Source organism: Streptacidiphilus monticola, assembly GCF_042658505.1.
Lineage (GTDB): Bacteria > Actinomycetota > Actinomycetes > Streptomycetales > Streptomycetaceae > Streptacidiphilus > Streptacidiphilus monticola.
On record NZ_JBHSQJ010000065.1, the window covers coordinates 1 to 16,689 of the forward strand.

11 protein-coding genes are annotated in these 16,689 nt (G+C 71.0%); 5 read left to right on the forward strand and 6 right to left on the reverse strand.

Features of this window, described 5'->3' with window-relative positions:
* Window positions 1-1,578 (reverse strand): Ig domain-containing protein (locus tag ACFP3V_RS16390; protein ID WP_380583998.1); only part of this gene is annotated, 1,578 nt, incomplete at its 3' end.
* Between the two features lie 304 nt (window positions 1,579-1,882).
* On the opposite strand from ACFP3V_RS16390, the gene ACFP3V_RS16395 reads away from it, so the two are divergent.
* Window positions 1,883-2,401 (forward strand): DUF1203 domain-containing protein, encoded by a 519-nt coding sequence (locus ACFP3V_RS16395; RefSeq protein WP_380584000.1) that lies wholly within the window; start codon window positions 1,883-1,885, stop codon window positions 2,399-2,401.
* 76 nt (window positions 2,402-2,477) lie between these two features.
* Here ACFP3V_RS16395 and ACFP3V_RS16400 read toward each other — a convergent pair whose 3' ends face one another.
* Window positions 2,478-4,697 carry an NADP-dependent isocitrate dehydrogenase gene (locus ACFP3V_RS16400; protein ID WP_380584002.1) on the reverse strand — a complete coding sequence of 740 codons (2,220 nt, stop codon included), beginning with the start codon at window positions 4,695-4,697 and terminating at the stop codon, window positions 2,478-2,480.
* Window positions 4,698-5,045: 348 nt separating this feature from the next.
* Here ACFP3V_RS16400 and ACFP3V_RS16405 point away from each other — a divergent pair, with 348 nt between their 5' ends.
* The gene (locus ACFP3V_RS16405) at window positions 5,046-6,011 is read left to right on the forward strand and encodes a serine protein kinase RIO (protein WP_380584003.1); all 966 of its coding nucleotides are present in this window, start codon (window positions 5,046-5,048) and stop codon (window positions 6,009-6,011) included.
* An 84-nt stretch (window positions 6,012-6,095) separates the two neighbouring features.
* Here ACFP3V_RS16405 and ACFP3V_RS16410 read toward each other — a convergent pair whose 3' ends face one another.
* Window positions 6,096-8,306 carry a glycoside hydrolase family 6 protein gene (locus ACFP3V_RS16410; RefSeq protein ID WP_380584065.1) on the reverse strand — a complete coding sequence of 737 codons (2,211 nt, stop codon included), beginning with the start codon at window positions 8,304-8,306 and terminating at the stop codon, window positions 6,096-6,098.
* Between the two features lie 307 nt (window positions 8,307-8,613).
* On the opposite strand from ACFP3V_RS16410, the gene ACFP3V_RS16415 reads away from it, so the two are divergent.
* Window positions 8,614-10,179 carry a cellulase family glycosylhydrolase gene (locus ACFP3V_RS16415; RefSeq protein ID WP_380584005.1) on the forward strand — a complete coding sequence of 522 codons (1,566 nt, stop codon included), beginning with the start codon at window positions 8,614-8,616 and terminating at the stop codon, window positions 10,177-10,179.
* 112 nt (window positions 10,180-10,291) lie between these two features.
* Here the strand turns inward: ACFP3V_RS16415 and ACFP3V_RS16420 are convergent, their stop codons facing one another.
* Complete coding sequence (locus ACFP3V_RS16420) at window positions 10,292-10,762, reverse strand: DUF2000 family protein (protein WP_380584007.1); 471 nt, start codon at window positions 10,760-10,762, stop codon at window positions 10,292-10,294.
* Between the two features lie 50 nt (window positions 10,763-10,812).
* Between ACFP3V_RS16420 and ACFP3V_RS16425 the strand changes: the two genes are divergently transcribed.
* On the forward strand, window positions 10,813-11,640 hold the full coding sequence (locus ACFP3V_RS16425; RefSeq protein WP_380584009.1) for a helix-turn-helix transcriptional regulator: 828 nt from the start codon (window positions 10,813-10,815) through the stop codon (window positions 11,638-11,640).
* Here ACFP3V_RS16425 and ACFP3V_RS16430 read toward each other — a convergent pair.
* Window positions 11,630-13,675 (reverse strand): phosphocholine-specific phospholipase C, encoded by a 2,046-nt coding sequence (locus ACFP3V_RS16430; protein ID WP_380584011.1) that lies wholly within the window; start codon window positions 13,673-13,675, stop codon window positions 11,630-11,632. The genes ACFP3V_RS16425 and ACFP3V_RS16430 overlap by 11 nt on opposite strands.
* Before the next feature lie 180 nt (window positions 13,676-13,855).
* Window positions 13,856-15,229, reverse strand: a complete 1,374-nt coding sequence (locus ACFP3V_RS16435) for a glutamate decarboxylase (protein WP_380584013.1) — start codon at window positions 15,227-15,229, stop codon at window positions 13,856-13,858.
* A gap of 247 nt (window positions 15,230-15,476) precedes the next feature.
* On the opposite strand from ACFP3V_RS16435, the gene ACFP3V_RS16440 reads away from it, so the two are divergent.
* The gene (locus ACFP3V_RS16440; protein ID WP_380584014.1) at window positions 15,477-16,682 is read left to right on the forward strand and encodes a S53 family peptidase; all 1,206 of its coding nucleotides are present in this window, start codon (window positions 15,477-15,479) and stop codon (window positions 16,680-16,682) included.
* Window positions 16,683-16,689 lie beyond the last annotated feature (7 nt).

Below are 16,689 nucleotides of genomic sequence, written 5' to 3' on the forward strand. Positions count from 1 at the left end.
GTCCAGCCACGCCTTCCACGAGCCCGAGTGCGCGGGCTCACTGCTGGAGTTGTCGACCACACCGGAGGACGCGGTCCACGGGGACGCGCTGCCGGTCTCGAAGCCGGGGTTGCCCAGCTTCTGCCCCGGGGCCGAGCAGCCGCCGCCGCTGGAGGAGGTCACGGTCCAGGTGAACGACGTGGACCCGGAGGCCGTGCCCGAGGACGCGGTGACCGTGACGTTGGACGTGCCGGCCGTCGTCGGCGCACCGGTGATCTTGCCGGCCGAGGAGATGGACAGACCCGCCGGCAGACCGGTGGCGCTGTAGGTCAGCGACTTGCCCGCCGAGTCCGAGGCGCTGATCTGCAGCGAGACCGAAGTGCCCACGGTGGTGGTCTGGTTGCCCGGGTTGGTGACGCTCACCGTCTCGGTGCCGCCGCCTCCGCCGCCCACGATCGGGTGCGAGATGGCGCAGGCGTTGGTGTCGTTGGACCAGCTGGCCTGCTCGGCGAAGGTGCCGGTGCCCATGGTGACGTTGGCGGCGCCGCCGGCCTGGCCCGGGGAGATCCAGGCACACTCGTCGGAGTTCTCCTGGCCGTTGTAGGAGCTGCCCGTGTTGTTGGTCCACCCGCCGGCCGGGAACTGGTCGGACATCATCTCGTGCCACTCGTGGCCGAGGGTCATCGTCCAACCATCCAGCGTTCCGGGAGAGTTGACGAAGCCGACGCCGCAGCCGGAGCCCGAGTCCATGTTGTAGGGCTGGTTGCTGAAGGCCACGTCCCCGTACGGCGAGCTGACCGCACCGCCGGTGAGGCTGGAGTCACCCGTGTAGTCGTGCCAGGCGCAGTACTGGCCCTGGTAGTTGTCGGGGTTGGTGCCGTGCGGCGACAGGATCACGTAGTAGGCGTAGCGGTTGGAGGCCGCCGTCGTGTTCCCGAAGTGCGCCGCCGCGTTGACGGCCTCCTGGCCGAGCTGGTGGCCGGTGGCCGCGCTGGGCGAGGAGGTCGAGTTGTCGTACCAGACACCGGAGAGCACGCCCCCGCTCTGGTACGGGATGAAGTTGGCGTTCGAGGGGCAACTGGTGGCGCCGGTCGAGACGTTGGGCCCGTCGCACCACTGGGTGAGGTCGGCGGACCACAGCTCGTTGCCGGTGCCGATGCCCTTGAACATCTCCTGGGTCACCGGGGCCGCACCGTCCGGGTCCCCGGAGAAGGTGGCGTCGCCGTTGGCGTTGGTGCTCTGCGTCCCCCACTGGGAGCCGTAGAAGACCAGGTAGACCTTGGAGTGCCCGCTGTTGACGCCGACGCCGTTGATGCCGCCGCCGTAGGACAGCGTCTCGGGGCCGGTGGCCGCGGGGCTCACCTGCGTGGCCGCCCACTGCTTCATCCGCTGGTTCTTCTGGATGGTGGGGATCACGCCGTGGCGGTAACTGTGCTGGTACGCCGGGCTGTAGGGGTTGCTCACGGCGCTGGTGTGGCTGCCGCCGGACGCCGCCGACGCCGCTGGGGCGGCGGCTATCAGCGCTCCGGTGAGGAGGGGCAGCGCCGCCAGCCCGGTCAGGGCCGCGCGGACGGCACCGCGTCCATGGGTTGTACCCATCGGTGGGGGTTCCTCTCTCTGCGTGCACGAAGGGACGGTGGTCCTGTGACGTACGGGAGATGGAGCCAACTGTGGTGCTGCAGAGGCGGTCTGATGAGCCGCCAGATCTGGCACCACTCGCTGTGGTGCCAAGGAAAGCAGCGTTGACGCGATGCGGTCAACAGCGCCGGCACAGCTTTCGCACAGGCACTTACCTGACTCTCACCAAGCCGCGGTCGCCCTCCGCATCGCCGCCGATCACCCCCGCGAACGCGACGTCCGGAACCCGCCGGACCGCCCGCGCCGATTCGCGCACCATCGAGGCATGACCTCGACGACCACCGCCTTCACGGCTCTTCCGCTCCACCCCACGACCGCCGCCGAACTCCGCGAGCGGGACGACGCGGGCCGCCGCCGCACGCCCTTCACCGACACCGAGGGCGGCAGCCCGCTGCGCTGCTGCCTGCGGCGCAGCGGGCCCGGTGAGCGGATCGTGCTCGTCTCCTACGCGCCGCTGCGCCGCTGGGCCGAGGAGACCGGCGCCGACCCGGGCGCCTACGACGAGTGCGGCCCCGTCTTCCTGCACGCGGATCCGTGTCCTGGTCCGGACGGCGAGGCCGGCGGGTATCCGCTGCGGCTCCACGGTCCGCGACGGATGTTGCGGGCCTACGACGCCTCCGGCCGCATCCTCGGCGGGACGCTGCTCGAACTCCCGCATGCCGGCCAGGAAGAACTGGATGCCGCCGTCGGCGACGCGTTCGCCGACCCTCAGGTCGCCGTGGTGCACCTGCGCGCGGTGGAGTTCGGCTGCTTCCTCGCGGAGCTGCGGCCCGGACAGCCCTGAGAGACCCCCCGGTTGACACGCGACCGCCCCGGCCGACAGCTGTCGGCCGGGGCGGTCGCGGTCTCCTGGTGGGGCGTCAGCCCAGCGACGCCAGCGCCTGGTTGAAGGTGGCGGAGGGGCGCATCACGGCCGCGGCCTTGGCCGGGTCCGGCTGGTAGTAGCCGCCCAGGTCCACCGGGGAGCCCTGGACCGCGACCAGCTCTGCCGCGATGGTCTGCTCCTGCTCGGTCAGGGTCTTCGCCAGCGGCGCGAAGACCTCCGCCAGCTTGGTGTCGTCGGTCTGCTTGGCCAGCTCCTGGGCCCAGTACAGGGACAGGTAGAAGTGGCTGCCGCGGTTGTCGATGCCGCCGACGCGACGGGCCGGGGACTTGTCCTCCTCCAGGAACGTCGCGGTGGCACGGTCCAGCGTGTCCGCCAGCACCTGGGCGCGGGCGTTGCCGGTGGACTGGGCCAGGTGCTCGAAGGAGGCGGCCAGGGCGAAGAACTCGCCCAGGCTGTCCCAGCGCAGGTAGTTCTCCTTGACCAGCTGCTGCACGTGCTTCGGCGCGGAGCCGCCGGCGCCGGTCTCGAACAGGCCGCCGCCGTTCATCAGCGGGACGATCGAGAGCATCTTGGCGCTGGTGCCGAGCTCCAGGATCGGGAACAGGTCGGTCAGGTAGTCGCGCAGCACGTTGCCGGTGACCGAGATGGTGTTCTCGCCGCGGCGGATGCGCTCGACCGAGAGCTTGGCGGCCTCGACCGGCGAGAGGATCTGGATGTCCAGGCCCTCGGTGTCGTGCTCCGCCAGGTACTGCTTGACCTTGCCGATCAGCACGGCGTCGTGGGCGCGGTTCTCGTCCAGCCAGAAGACGGCCGGGTCGCCGGTCAGCCGGGCCCGGGTGACGGCCAGCTTGACCCAGTCCTGGATCGGCGCGTCCTTGGTCTGGCAGGCGCGGAAGATGTCGCCGGTGGACACCTCCTGCTCCAGCACCGCGTTCCCGTTCGCGTCCACCAGGCGGACGGTGCCGTCGGCCGGGATCTCGAAGGTCTTGTCGTGGCTGCCGTACTCCTCGGCGGCCTGGGCCATCAGGCCGACGTTCGGGACCGAGCCCATGGTGGCCGGGTCGTAGGCGCCGTTCGCGCGGCAGTCCTCGATGACGGCCTGGTAGACGCCGGAGTAGCTGTGGTCCGGCAGCACGGCGAGGGTGTCCGCCTCCTGGCCGTCCGGGCCCCACATGTGGCCGGAGGTGCGGATCATGGCCGGCATCGAGGCGTCGACGATGACGTCCGAGGGGACGTGCAGGTTGGTGATGCCGCGGTCGGAGTCGACCATCGCCAGGGCCGGGCCCTCGGCCAGCTCGGCGTCGAAGGAGGCCTTGATCGCCTCGCCCTCCGGGAGCTTGTCCAGACCGGCCAGGATCGCGCCGAGGCCGTCGTTCGGGCTGAGCCCGGCGGCGGCCAGGGTCTCGCCGTGGGCGGCGAAGGTCTTCGGGAAGAAGGCGCGGACCACGTGGCCGAAGATGATCGGGTCGGAGACCTTCATCATGGTGGCCTTCAGGTGCACCGAGAACAGCACGCCCTCGGCCTTGGCCCGGGCCACCTGGGCGGCCAGGAACTCGCGCAGCGCGGCGACGCGCATCACCGAGGCGTCGACGACCTCGCCGGCCTGCACCGGGACGGACTCACGCAGCACGGTGGTCGAGCCGTCCTTGCCGACCAGCTCGATGCGGAGCGCACCGGCCTCGCCGATCACCGTGGACTTCTCGGTGGACGCGAAGTCGTTCTCGCTCATGGTGGCGACGTTGGTCTTCGAGTCGGCCGACCAGGCGCCCATGCGGTGCGGGTGCTTGCGGGCGTAGTTCTTCACCGAGGCGGGGGCGCGGCGGTCGGAGTTGCCCTCACGGAGCACCGGGTTCACGGCCGAGCCCTTGACCTTGTCGTAGCGGGCGCGGATCTCGCGCTCCTCGTCCGACTTCGGGTCGTCCGGGTAGTCCGGCAGCGCGTAGCCCTGGGCCTGCAGCTCGGCGATGGCGGCCTTGAGCTGCGGGATCGAGGCCGAGATGTTCGGCAGCTTGATGATGTTGGCCTCCGGCGTCTTCGCCAGCTCGCCCAGCTCCTTCAGCGCGTCGCCGATGCGCTGCCCCTCCTCCAGGTACTCGGGGAAGACGGCGATGATGCGCCCCGCGAGGGAGATGTCGCGGCTCTCCACGCCGATCCCGGCCGTGGCGGCGTACGCCTGGACGACCGGCAGGAACGAGTACGTGGCCAAGGCCGGGGCCTCGTCCGTGTGCGTGTAGATGATGGTCGAGTCAGTCACCGGGTGCTCCGCTCCACTTCTGCAACATTGCTCGACATCAAGATATCTCCCCGAGGGGCGTTCCGGGGAACCCGGCTCGGCGTCCCGCCCGGCCCGCCAGGAGTCCGGCGCACGCCACGGCTCGCGGAAAACCTGTTGCGCCCGATCCCCGCGCCCCGGCTAGGGTGTGCCCGTCCCTGTGACGCCGAGCTTCGACGGGTCGAAAGAGGAGGTGTGTCCGCAATGGTCGCCGCCATCACGCGGCGCGCTTCCGCATGCGCGCCAGACGCCTTTCCCCGTACCGCGCCCACCGCCTGACGCACCGACTGCCTCTGCCCGCGGTGGGCCCGCTCCCAGGAGACCTCCACCGTGCGCCAGCAGCGCTTCTCCGCTTCCTCCGAAGCTTCCTCCGAACTCGACTCCTTCAGCCGTATCCGCGGCAAGGGCGGCAGCAACCGCCGTCACCGGTTCGACGAGGACGACGACCTCCCCGACTACGGCCTGCCCTTCTCCGACGACGAGGACCAGGGCGCCGCCGACCCGGCCTCCCTCCCGGCGGGCGACCGCTGGTCCACCTGGGACCGGTCCACCCCGACGGAGAAGGGCCCCGAGCCCCGACCCGACTGGGTGGTCACCGAACTGGCCGCCGTGGACACGGAGTTGGGCATCGTGAAGACCGGCAAGGAAGCCGACGTCTTCCTCGTCGAACGTGCCGTCCCCGGCACCGACCGGCGGACGCTCATGGCCGCCAAGCGCTACCGCGACTCCCAGCACCGGATGTTCCACCGCGACTCGGGCTACCTGGAGGGCCGCGCCCACAAGGAGTCCCGGGTCAGCCGGGCCATGGCCAAGCGTACCGCCTTCGGCAAGGAGGCCATCGCCGGCCAGTGGGCCGGCGCCGAGTTCTCCGCGCTGTGCCGCTTGTGGTCCTCCGGCGTGGCCGTCCCCTACCCCGTGCAGATCGTCGGCACCGAGATCCTCATGGAGTTCATCGGTGACGCCACCGGCGCCGCAGCCCCGCGCCTGGCCCAACTCTCCCGTGAGGAGGCCGATCTGACGGACCTGTGGGAGCAGCTCGGCCACAGCCTCTCGCTCCTCGCCCGCCAGGGCTACGCGCACGGCGACCTGTCGCCCTACAACCTCCTGGTGCACGAGGGGCGCCTGGTGGTCATCGACGTGCCGCAGATCGTTGATGTCGTCGCCAATCCACGCGGCCGCGCCTTCCTGGAGCGCGACGTCCGCAACGTCGGCTCCTGGTTCACCGCCCGCGGCCTCCCCCAGTCCGAGGTGGACCGGCTCGCCGCCGACGTGGCCTTCGACGCCCGCCTCGACTGACACCGGGGACCGCCCCGCAAGGCGAGGACCCGGTGCGGCCGAAGCCGCACCGGGTCCCGTGTCACCGGTCGTGCGTCGCGGTGCTCAGGACGCCGTGCAGGTGAGCGTCGGCGCGCTGTTGCTGCCGCTGTAGCTCGCACCGAAGCCGAAGCTGGTGTTCGCGCCGGCGGCGATGCTGCCGTTGTAGTTCATGTTCACCGCGGAGACCGAGGCCCCCGACTGGGTGTAGCTGGCGTTCCACATGTTGCTGATGGCCTGGTTCCCGCCGAAGGTCCAGGTCACCTTCCACGAACTGATCGCGGTGGAACCGGTGTTGGCGACCGTGACGTTGGCGTTGAAGCCCGCGCCCCAGTCACTGCTGATGGTGTAGGTCGCGGTGCACGCGGCCCCGCCGGTGGCGGCCTTGGTGGTGGCGGTCACCGCGGCGGAGGCCGCGGAGACGTTGCCCGCCGCGTCCTGCGCGGTCACCGTGTAGCTGTACGCCGTCGAGGCCGACAGCCCCGTGTCCGTGAACGTCGTCCCCGACGTCACGGTCCCGACCTTGGTCGAGCCCCGGTACACGTTGTACGCGGTCACGCCCACGTTGTCCGTCGACGCCGTCCACGACAGCGACACCGAACTGCTGGTCGTACCGGTCACGGTGAGCCCCGTCGGGGTCGACGGAGGCGTGGTGTCACCGCCGCCGGTGGAGGAGGCGGTGGTCGCGCTCACCGCGGCGGAGGCCGCGGAGACGTTGCCCGCCGCGTCCTGCGCGGTCACCGTGTAGCTGTACGCCGTCGAGGCCGACAGCCCCGTGTCCGTGAACGTCGTCCCCGACGTCACCGTGCCGACCTTGGTCGAGCCCCGGTACACGTTGTACGCGGTGACGCCCACGTTGTCCGTCGACGCCGTCCAGGACAGGGAGACCGAACTGCTGGTCGTGCCGGTCACCTTGAGGCCGGTCGGGACGGACGGAGGCGTGGTGTCGCCGCCGCCGGTGGAGGTGCCCAGCGCCGGGTACGCGTTGTTCACCAGCTGCTGGAACTGCGCGGCGAACCACTGGCCGGCCGGCACGTCGTAGCCGGGGATAGCGTCGGTCGGGTATGTGCCGCCGTTGCCGTCCGACTGGGTGCCGTTCGGGTCGCAGTGCGGGTCACCGTGGGTGTGGGTCGCGGTCGGGTAGTCGCCGTCGGACTCGCCCGGGGGCTTGACCCAGACGTAGGCGATCACCGGGTCGCTGGACCCGTACGGCAGTGCCGTCGGCCGGTAGCCGATGCCGGCGCCGTTGACGTTGCACCAGTCGCCGCGGAACGGACGCTGGTCCACCTTGTTGGCGGCGACGTAGTCGTTGACGTTGGTCGGCGAGGAGTTGAGCGCGGTGGGCCGCGCGGAACCGCCCCAGCCGTTGCGGGAGGTGTCGATCACCATGCCGACGCTGCTCGGGAAGCCGGCGCTCACCAGGGCGGCGTGCATGTCCTTGTTGTAGTGGTACTCGTCGAACTCGGGGTTCCACTGGTAGAAGTTGGCCGAGTCCAGCGGCTGGCCGCCCACCTGCAGCGTGGAGTTGGTGAGGAACGGCTCCTCGGTGGGCGTGGTGTTGGCGGTGTTGGAGACGAAGCCGTCGATGCTGGCGAAGCCGGCCGTCGTCGCCTTGGCCACCTTGGCGAACTCCTGCGCGGCCGGGCCCATGTTGCTGGACCAGCCGAGCCAGCCGGAGTGGCCGATGTCGATGTAGTTGTAGACGTTCGGGATCGCGTGCAGCTTGTTCAGCGCGTACTCGACACCCTGCTCGTAGAAGGGCGTCGCGGTGGCGCAGGCCGTCTTGGACTGGTTGGTGACGGCGTTGGGCAGCGAGTCCGGCTCGATGAAGGCGACCACGCGCAGGTTGGCGTAGGCGCTGTTGGAGAGCAGGGACGCGATCGGATCGATGAACTGCGTCTCGTAGGTGGTCAACCCGGCAGCGGTGGCCGGGAGTTCACCGTTGGAGGCGAGGGCGGCGCAGTCCCGGCCGGGGAGGTCGTAGACGACGACCTCGAACAGCACCGGGTTGGTGCTGCTGGCCTGGGCGGCGGCCTTGTCCAGCTGTGCCTTGAGGCCGAGGTGGGTGCTGTCGCCGGTGACGGCGGCGATCCGGTCCATCCAGATCGCGGTCTGGTAGTTCGCCACCTTGGCCTCGGTGGCGCCCAGCGTGCCGCCGTCGGCGGCGGCCTGGGCGTTGACCTCGGCCACATAGTCGGGGTTGAGGTACGGAGTTGCCCCCACGAAGGGGTTGGCGACGTGCGTGACGGCGGCACTCGCGGACTGCGAGGCGAGCATCGGGAGCAGGCCGGCTGCGCCGAGCGCCATTGCCGCGCCCACGGCGCGCAGCTTGCGCAGTGGTCTTGCGTCGGATCGGGCCACGGAGCGGGATCCTTTCGGGTGGGGGGGTCGGTCCCTGGTGGCAACCAGTGGGAGCGCTCCCACAGTAGGGACGGCCCCTGACGGCCCGTCAAGACCCTTGTTCGCGAACGTGAAAGTTACGCGGCACCCCCTGTTGCGCGGCGAGGTCGCTCCGCTAGCGTGTCCGCCCGGCAGCCAGTGCGAGCGCGCGACAACCCCCCCACCCGACGGGAGTCGACACCCCATGCACGCCCACGCTCGCCGATCCTTCCTGGCCGGAGCCGCCGGCCTCGCGGGTCTGACCGCAGCGCTACTGCCGCTCACCCAGGGCAGCCCCGCCGCCGCGGCCACGGCCTCCTGCAACGTCAGCTACAGCGTCAGCAACGACTGGGGCAGCGGCTTCACCGCCGCGGTCACCGTCACCGACACCGGCACCGCGCCTCTGAACAACTGGACGCTGACCTACACCACCACCGGCAACCAGACGCTGTCGAACGGCTGGAACGGCACCTGGAGCCAGTCCGGGCACACCGTCACCGTCGCCGCGCCCAGCTGGGCGGCGAGCATCGCCGCCGGGGCGAACTACACGACGAACGCCAACTTCAGCTACAGCGGCACGAATTCGGCCCCAACCGGCTTCGCGGTGAACGGCATCGCCTGCGGGCCGACCGGATCGGCATCGGCCTCGGCGTCCGCTTCGGCCTCCGCTTCGGTCTCGGCCAGCGCCAGCGCCAGCGCCAGCGCCTCGGCCTCCGCCTCGGCGAGTGCCGGCCCCAGTTCCAGCGCGACCGGCTCCACCGGGGCTCCCGCCCTGCACGTCTCCGGCAACAAGCTGGTCGACGCCTCCGGGCGCACCGTCACCCTGCACGGCGTCAACCGCTCCGGCGGCGAGTTCGCATGCGTCCAGGGCAACGGCATCTGGGACGGCCCGATGGACCAGGCGAGCGTCGCCGCCATCGCCTCCTGGCATGCCAACGCCGTCCGCGTGCCGCTGAACGAGGACTGCTGGCTGGGGCTGTCGAACGTCAGCTCGGCCTACGCCGGCGCGAACTACATCAACGCCGTCAAGTCCTACGTCTCGCTGCTGCACCAGAACGGGCTCGTCGCCATCCTCGACCTGCACTGGACCGACGGCGTCTACACCGGCAACTCCTCCGCCTGCACCTCCGCCACCGCCACCTGCCAGAAGCCGATGCCCGACGCGGCCAACGCCATCCCGTTCTGGACCTCGGTGGCCAACACCTTCAAGGGCGACAACGCCACCGTCTTCGACCTGTTCAACGAGCCGTACCCGGAGCGCGCCACCGGCAGCGAGACCAGCGGCTGGACCTGCTGGCGCGACGGTGGCACCTGCTCCGGCATCGGCTACCAGGTGGCCGGCATGCAGTCCATGGTCAACGCGGTGCGCGGCACCGGCGCCACCAACGTGATCATGCTCGGCGGCCTCGCCTACTCCAACGACCTGACCCAGTGGCTGACCTACAAGCCGACCGATCCGACCGGCAACCTGGCCGCCTCCTGGCACAGCTACAACTTCAACACCTGCAGCTCCAGCAGCTGCTGGAGCAGCCAGATCGCGCCGGTCGCGGCTCAGGCCCCGCTGGTGACCGGCGAGTTGGGCGAGAACGACTGCGGCCACAGCTACGTCGACTCCCTGATGAACTGGCTGGACACCCAGGGTGGCTCCTACCTCGCGTGGACCTGGAACACCTGGGACTGCTCCTCCGGCCCCTCGCTGATCAGCGCCTTCGACGGCACCGCGACCGCCTACGGCGCGGGGGTGAAGGCCCACTTCCAGGCTCTCGGCTGAACCGGCACACCGGCGGCTGACCGCCGCTCCGCCCCGCCCGCGCACCGCCGCTCCGCCGCTGAGAGGACCGGGACCGGTCCTCTCAGCGGCGGAGCGGCGGGTGCCCCCGGCGTCACGGATGCATCCGGCAACCCTTGAGCGCGCGATCCACCGCGTTCCGGGGCCCGTACACCGCGATGCCGACCAGGTCCAGATCAGCCCGCCCGACGGCGCGGACCGCGGCCCGGTTGTCCCGGTCGTTGCCGGTGGCGAACAGATCGCCGGTGAACACCGAGACGGCCAGGCCCCGGTCCAGCGCCCGCCGGTGGGCGGCCGCCAGATCCTCCTTGCCGCCCTCGAAGACCAGCACCGGCTGTCGCGACATGGGCAGGTAGCGGGTGCCGTCGGCGTCCTCGTAGGGCTCGCCGATGACCTCAGGGAAGGCGCTGCCGACGCCGCTGACCAGGAAGGCGGTGACATTGAGGCGCTGCCAGGTCTGCAGGTCCTCGCGCAGCAGCACGGCCAGCTTGGTGTCGAAGCGCACGGGGGCCTCACCGGCGGTCGGCGCGGCGGCGGTCTCAGGGGAGGAAGCGGTGATGTCCATGCACCGAACACTGCCCTGCCGCCCGCCGCCGCGGCTTGTACGATCCTGGCATGGTTGCTGCCGCCGAGCAGGTCAGGGCGTGGCGCCCGACCGTGCCGGGGGTCAGCGAGGTTCTGCACGCGCACTTCACCGAGCACGTCTATCCCATGCACGCGCACGAGCAGTGGACGCTGCTGATCGTCGACGACGGCGCGGTCCGCTTCGACCTGGAGCGGCACGAGCACGGCACGGTGGCCGACGTGGTCACCCTGCTCCCGCCGCACGTGCCGCACAACGGGCACGCGGCGACGCCGCACGGGTTCCACAAGCGGGTCCTCTACCTGGACCCGGGCCGGATCGGGACCGAGCTGATCGGACGGGCCGTCGACTCCCCCGGCTTCGCGGACGCCGGTCTGCGGCGGCAGGTGGACCGGGCCCACCAGGCACTGCTCCTGCCCGGGGACGAGTTCGAGGCGGAGAGCCGGCTCGCCCTGGTCTGTGCCCGGCTGGCCGAGCACCTGCGCGGCACCGTGCCGCCCCCGCGGCCGCCCCGGGACCGGCAACTGGCCCATGAACTGCGCGAGTTGCTGGACGCCCGCGCTGTGGACGGGCTGTCGCTGGACGAGGCGGCGGGCCTCCTGTTCCGGCATCCGACCCATCTCGTGCGCGCGTTCTCCCGCGAGTTCGGCATGCCTCCGCACCAGTACCTGACGTCCCTGCGGGTCGACCGGGCCCGGCGGCTGCTGCTGACCGGCATGCCGGTGGGACGGGCCGCCGCCGAGGCCGGCTTCTTCGACCAGTCCCATCTGACCCGGCATTTCAGGAAGGTCCTGGGGGTGCCGCCGGGCCGCTTCCGGACGGCAGCGGCACCACCCCGGACCAGGTCGCTCAGCCGCTGACGCTGGGAGCCCCGGTCTCGATGTGGCCGACGGCCCGGCGGCTCCAGGAGGAGTCGCCGCTCACGGTGACGGTGAAGTCGTACCACCCCTGGGCGATGCTGACGGCGTTGAAGTAGTCCGACACCTTCCCGCCCGCCGGGACCTGGTAAGTCCAGCTCCCGGAGCGGTAGTTGTTCGAGACGATGGTGAAGGTGACCGGGGCCGTCCCGCCGTTCGTCAGGGTGAACCACAGCGCCTGCCTGCCCGTGTCGGGCGCCGGGGCGTAGGAGGTGACCGCCTCCGCGGTCTTCCCGGCGGCCGTCGCGTCGCCGGTGACGCGCCGCAGGAAGCGGTTGGGACCGAGGACGGTCAGGTCGTACTTCCCGTCGCCGTACCCGCTGCCGATGTTGTAGAAGTCGCTCGCGGTCCCGCCGGCGTCCACCGTGTACTGCCACGGCCCGCCGCTCCGGTAGGCGTTCGCGTGGACGGAGAAGTGCGCGGCGCTGGTGGCGGGTTGGCCCTGGTTGACGAAGTCGAGCCAGAGCAGGGTCTGGCCGTTGGCGTCGAACTCCAGCCGGTCCGCCCGGGCGTCCGGCTGGTACGGCAGGGCACGCGCGGGCCGGGTGCCGGACTCCTGGGCGGGCAGCGCGTTCGTCGTCGGGCCCGGGTTGGGGGTGACGTTGCAGCCTGCCTGGTGGACGCTCGCGCTGACGTCGGGCAGCGGCGGCAGACCGTACACCGGGTTGGCGAAGTCGAAGGCGCTGGTGAGGTCGGAGCAGACCTTGCGCCGCCAGGCGCTGATGTTGTCGCAGCGCGCCGGGGTGCCCAGCGCCGCGGTCCACGTCTCCAGGAATCGGATCACGGAAGTGTGGTCGGCCACCTGGGAGTTGACCCAGCCGCCACGGGTCCACGGCGACACGATCACCATCGGGACGCGGAAGCCGAGGCCGAGCGGGGTGCCGTTCCAGCTCTCGCCCGGGGTGCCCGCGGGGGCGACCGGCGGCGGGACGTGGTCGAAGAAGCCGTCGTTCTCGTCGTAGTTGAGGAAGAGGACGGTGGAGTCGAACACGTCTGAGTTCGCGGCCAGGGCGTTGATGATCTGGTTGACGAAGTGGGCGCCGTCGTTCGGCGGCGCGTCCGGGTGCTCGGAGTGGGCCTGGTCGGCGACGATCCAGCTGACCCGGGGCAGGGTCCCGGCGAGGACGTCGGCCTTGACGGCCGCGGCGATGTCGTCGGGGGTGGAGCCGGTGGCCTTCGGCACGGACGCCATGCCGCGCTGGTAGAGCGGGCTGCCGGTGGGCGCGTTGGCGAACTGGGTGAAGTAGGCCAGCGCGTTGTCGTTGTAGTTGTCGGAGGCGTTCTGGTAGACCTTCCAGCTCACTCCGGCGTTCTGCAGCGCCTCGGCGTAGGTCTGCCACTTCAGGCCCGACTCGTCGCCGCCGTCGTAGGCGGGGCCGCCGGCGGTCCCGTCGGGGTCGATCGTGCCGGACCACAGGTAGGTGCGGTTGGGACCGGTCGCGGACAGGATCGAGCAGTGGTAGGCGTCGCAGACGGTGTACGCGTCGGCGAGGGCGTAGTGGAAGGGGATGTCGGCGCGGGCCAGGTAGCCGAGGGTCCGGTTGGAGCCCTTGGCGGAGACCCAGCTGTCCATCCTGCCGTTGTTCCAGGCGGCGTGCTGGGTGGCCCAGCCGTGGTCCAGCGAGCCGTCGCACTGGGCGATGCTCTCCGCGCTGGTCCCCCACCACCAGGTGTTGTTGGCGCTGAGCTGCCAGGGGTACTGGCGCCCGCTCCCGTTGGGTTGGTTGAACACGCCGTAGCCGCCCGCGAGTTGGACGGTCGAGCGGTCCGCGAAGCCGCGGACCCCCTTGAGCGTGCCGAAGTAGTGGTCGAAGCTGCGGTTCTCCTGCATCAGCACGACGACGTGCCTGACGTCGGCGATGGTGCCGGTCGTGCCGGTGCCGGCTCGGGCACTGGTGGCGGGCAGGACGTCGAGGCCGAGCGCTGCTCCCAGCGCGGCGGCCGACCCCAGGAAGGCGCGGCGGCTCACGGGCGTCATCTGGCGTTTCCCCCTTCGGAGTTACGGGCGAGTAGCCCGGACTCTCCCGCCCGGAGGTGTCGCCCGCGCCCGCACAGGATGGCATGCCCATGAACGCCGGAGAACGATCGGCCTGGACCTGTTACCAAGAGGTAACCTGCCTCGGTGCATGGCGGACCCGGGGTCCGCCACGCACCGCCCTCAGTGGTGGAACGCCGGCTGCTCCCGCGGGGCGTCGGAGGTCAGCCGGGAGACCGCGGTGCGCAGGTCGTCCGCCAGCAGCATGATCTTGTCGCGGCTGATGCCGTGCCGCACCAGTACCCGCTGGATGACGGTGTCCTGACGGTGCGTCGGCAGCGGGTACGCGGGCACCTGCCAGCCGCGCATCCGGAGTTCGTCGGTGAGCTGGTAGAGGGTGAAACCGGCCCGGTCCGGGTCGGTGAGCGTCCAGGAGACGGCCGGCAGCGCGGTGCCGCCGTCGTAGAGGAGGGTGAACGGGCCCATCCGCTCGACCTCGCGGGCCAGCGCCCGCGCGGTGTCGGCGCAGGTCTGCAGCACCCTGCGGTAGCCCTCGCGGCCGAGCCGCAGCAGCGTGTAGTACTGGGCCACGATCTCCCCGCCGGGCCGGGAGAAGTTGAGCGCGAAGGTGGGCATCTCGCCGCCGAGGTAGTCCACCTTGAAGACCAGCTCCTCGGGCAGGCAGTCGGGGGTGCGCCAGATCGCCCAGCCGACGCCGAGCGGGGCCATGCCGTACTTGTGGCCCGAGGCGTTGATCGACACCACCCGCTCGACCCGGAAGTCCCAGACCAGTTCCGGCTGCAGGAACGGTGCGACGAAGCCGCCGCTGGCCGCGTCCACGTGCAGCGGGATGTCCAGCCCGGTGTCGTGCTGGATCGCGTCGAGCTCGGCGGCCAGTGCCTCGATCGGCTCGTAGTCGCAGGTGAAGGTGACGCCGAGGATGCCGACGACGCCGATGGTGTTCTCGTCCACGTACTCGCGCAGCTGGTGCGGGCGCAGCCCGGTGGCGTCCGGCTCCAGCGGGACCTGGCGCAGCTCCACGTCGAAGTAGCGCGCGAACTTCTCCCAGCACACCTGGACCGGGCCGCAGACCAGGTTGGGGCGGTCGGCCGGCTTGCCCTCGGCCTGACGGCGCCTGCGCCAGCGGAACTTGAGGGCGAGGCCGCCCAGCATGGCGGCCTCGCTGGAGCCGGTGGTGGAGCAGCCGACGGCGTTGCGCCCGGCGGGGCTGTGCCAGAGGTCGGCGATCATGTGGACGCAGCGGGCCTCGATCTCCGCGGTCTGCGGGTACTCGTCCTTGTCGACCATGTTCTTGGACAGGCACTCGTCCATCAGCCGGTGCACCTGGGGCTCGGCCCAGGTGGTGCAGAAGGTGGCGAGGTTCTGGGCGGAGTTGCCGTCCAGCGCGAGCTCGTCGTGGACCAGGGCGTAGACCGCCTCCGGCGGCGAAGGCAGGTGGGGGACACGGTACTTGGGCAGCCCGGCGGCGCTGACGTGGGTGCTGTACACGTCGTCGTAGGCCTCGTCCCGGTCCAGGTCCACCTCGTGCAGCGCCACGCCGCGTCTCCTCTCGCTCGGTACCGACCGGGTTCCAGCATCGCCCGGGGGCGGCTCCGGGCGGCACCAGCACGGGACCTCCGGCGTGTCACGCCGCTGAGCACGTCGTTTGTAAATTTCTTGCTTCCTTCCGTTCGAACTCTTGTCGCGTCTGGGTCAGCCGGATACGGTTCCTGACCAGTTGCCACCCCACAGCGTGGGGTCACCGCAAGCGACGTTCCGTCACCTGCCGCAGGAGGCACCGAAGTTGCGCACCCCCTCGATAGCCGCAGCCGCCCTCTCCGCCACCGCGCTCGCGGTCGGCGTTCTGGCCGCCGCCCCCACCGCCGAGGCCAAGAGCCCGCTCAGCTGGCACCGTGCGTGCGACGTCGTGCGCACCGCGGGCGCGGTCTACTGCAACGCGCTCAAGGTCGACAGCGTGGTGGAGCACGTCAACGCCAAGGGCGTCACCCCCAACGCGACCCCCTCCGGCTTCGGGCCGAGCGACCTGCTCAGCGCCTACAACCTCCCGGCCAACGGCGGCGCGGGCCAGACGATCGCCATCGTCGACGCCTACGACGACCCGAACGCCGAGGCGGACATGAACGTCTACCGCAGCCAGTACGGGCTGCCCGCCTGCACCACCGCCAACGGCTGCTTCAAGAAGGTCAACCAGACCGGCGGCACCAAGTACCCGCGGGCCAACACCGGTTGGGCAGGCGAGATCTCGCTCGACCTGGACATGGTCTCCGCGATCGCCCCGAACGCCCACATCATCCTGGTCGAGGCCACCAGCGCCACCATGACCAACCTGGGCGCCTCGGTGAACACCGCGGTCAGCCTGGGCGCCAAGTTCGTCTCCAACAGCTACGGCGGCTCCGAGTCCTCCTCGGACACCAGCTACGACAGCTCCTACTTCAACCACCCGGGCGTCGCCATCACCGTCTCCGCCGGTGACAGCGCCTACGGCGCGCAGTACCCCGCCGCGTCCAAGTACGTGACCGCGGTCGGCGGCACCTCTCTCAAGCGCGACTCCTCCGCCCGCGGCTGGAGCGAGTCGGTCTGGCTGACCAGCTCGACCGAGGGCACCGGCTCCGGCTGCTCCGCCTACGACGCCAAGCCGACCTGGCAGAAGGACACCGGCTGCTCGAAGCGGACCATCGCCGACGTCTCCGCCGTGGCCGACCCGTACACGGGCGTCGCGGTCTACCAGACCTACGGCGGCAGCGGCTGGTCCGTCTACGGCGGCACCAGCGCTTCGGCGCCGATCATCGCGGGCGTCTACGCGCTGGCCGGCACCCCGAGCGCCGCGGTCCCGGCGGCGGACGCGTACGCCCACCCGACCGCGCTCAACGACGTGACGGTCGGCAACAACGGCTCCTGCTCGCCGTCCTACCTGTGCACCGCGGGCACCGGCTACGACGGCCCGACCGGTCTCGGCACGCCGAACGGCCTGGCGGCCTTCACCGGCTGACGCCCCC

Excerpts from the sequence above, each read along its gene's own strand:
- ACFP3V_RS16395 (WP_380584000.1), top strand. The coding sequence starts at position 1,883 with ATGACCTCGACGACCACCGCCTTCACGGCTCTTCCGCTCCACCCCACG.
- ACFP3V_RS16410 (WP_380584065.1), bottom strand. The coding sequence starts at position 8,306 with ATGCTCGCCTCGCAGTCCGCGAGTGCCGCCGTCACGCACGTCGCCAAC.
- ACFP3V_RS16415 (WP_380584005.1), top strand. The coding sequence starts at position 8,614 with ATGCACGCCCACGCTCGCCGATCCTTCCTGGCCGGAGCCGCCGGCCTC.
- ACFP3V_RS16420 (WP_380584007.1), bottom strand. The coding sequence starts at position 10,762 with ATGGACATCACCGCTTCCTCCCCTGAGACCGCCGCCGCGCCGACCGCC.
- ACFP3V_RS16425 (WP_380584009.1), top strand. The coding sequence starts at position 10,813 with ATGGTTGCTGCCGCCGAGCAGGTCAGGGCGTGGCGCCCGACCGTGCCG.
- ACFP3V_RS16430 (WP_380584011.1), bottom strand. The coding sequence starts at position 13,675 with ATGACGCCCGTGAGCCGCCGCGCCTTCCTGGGGTCGGCCGCCGCGCTG.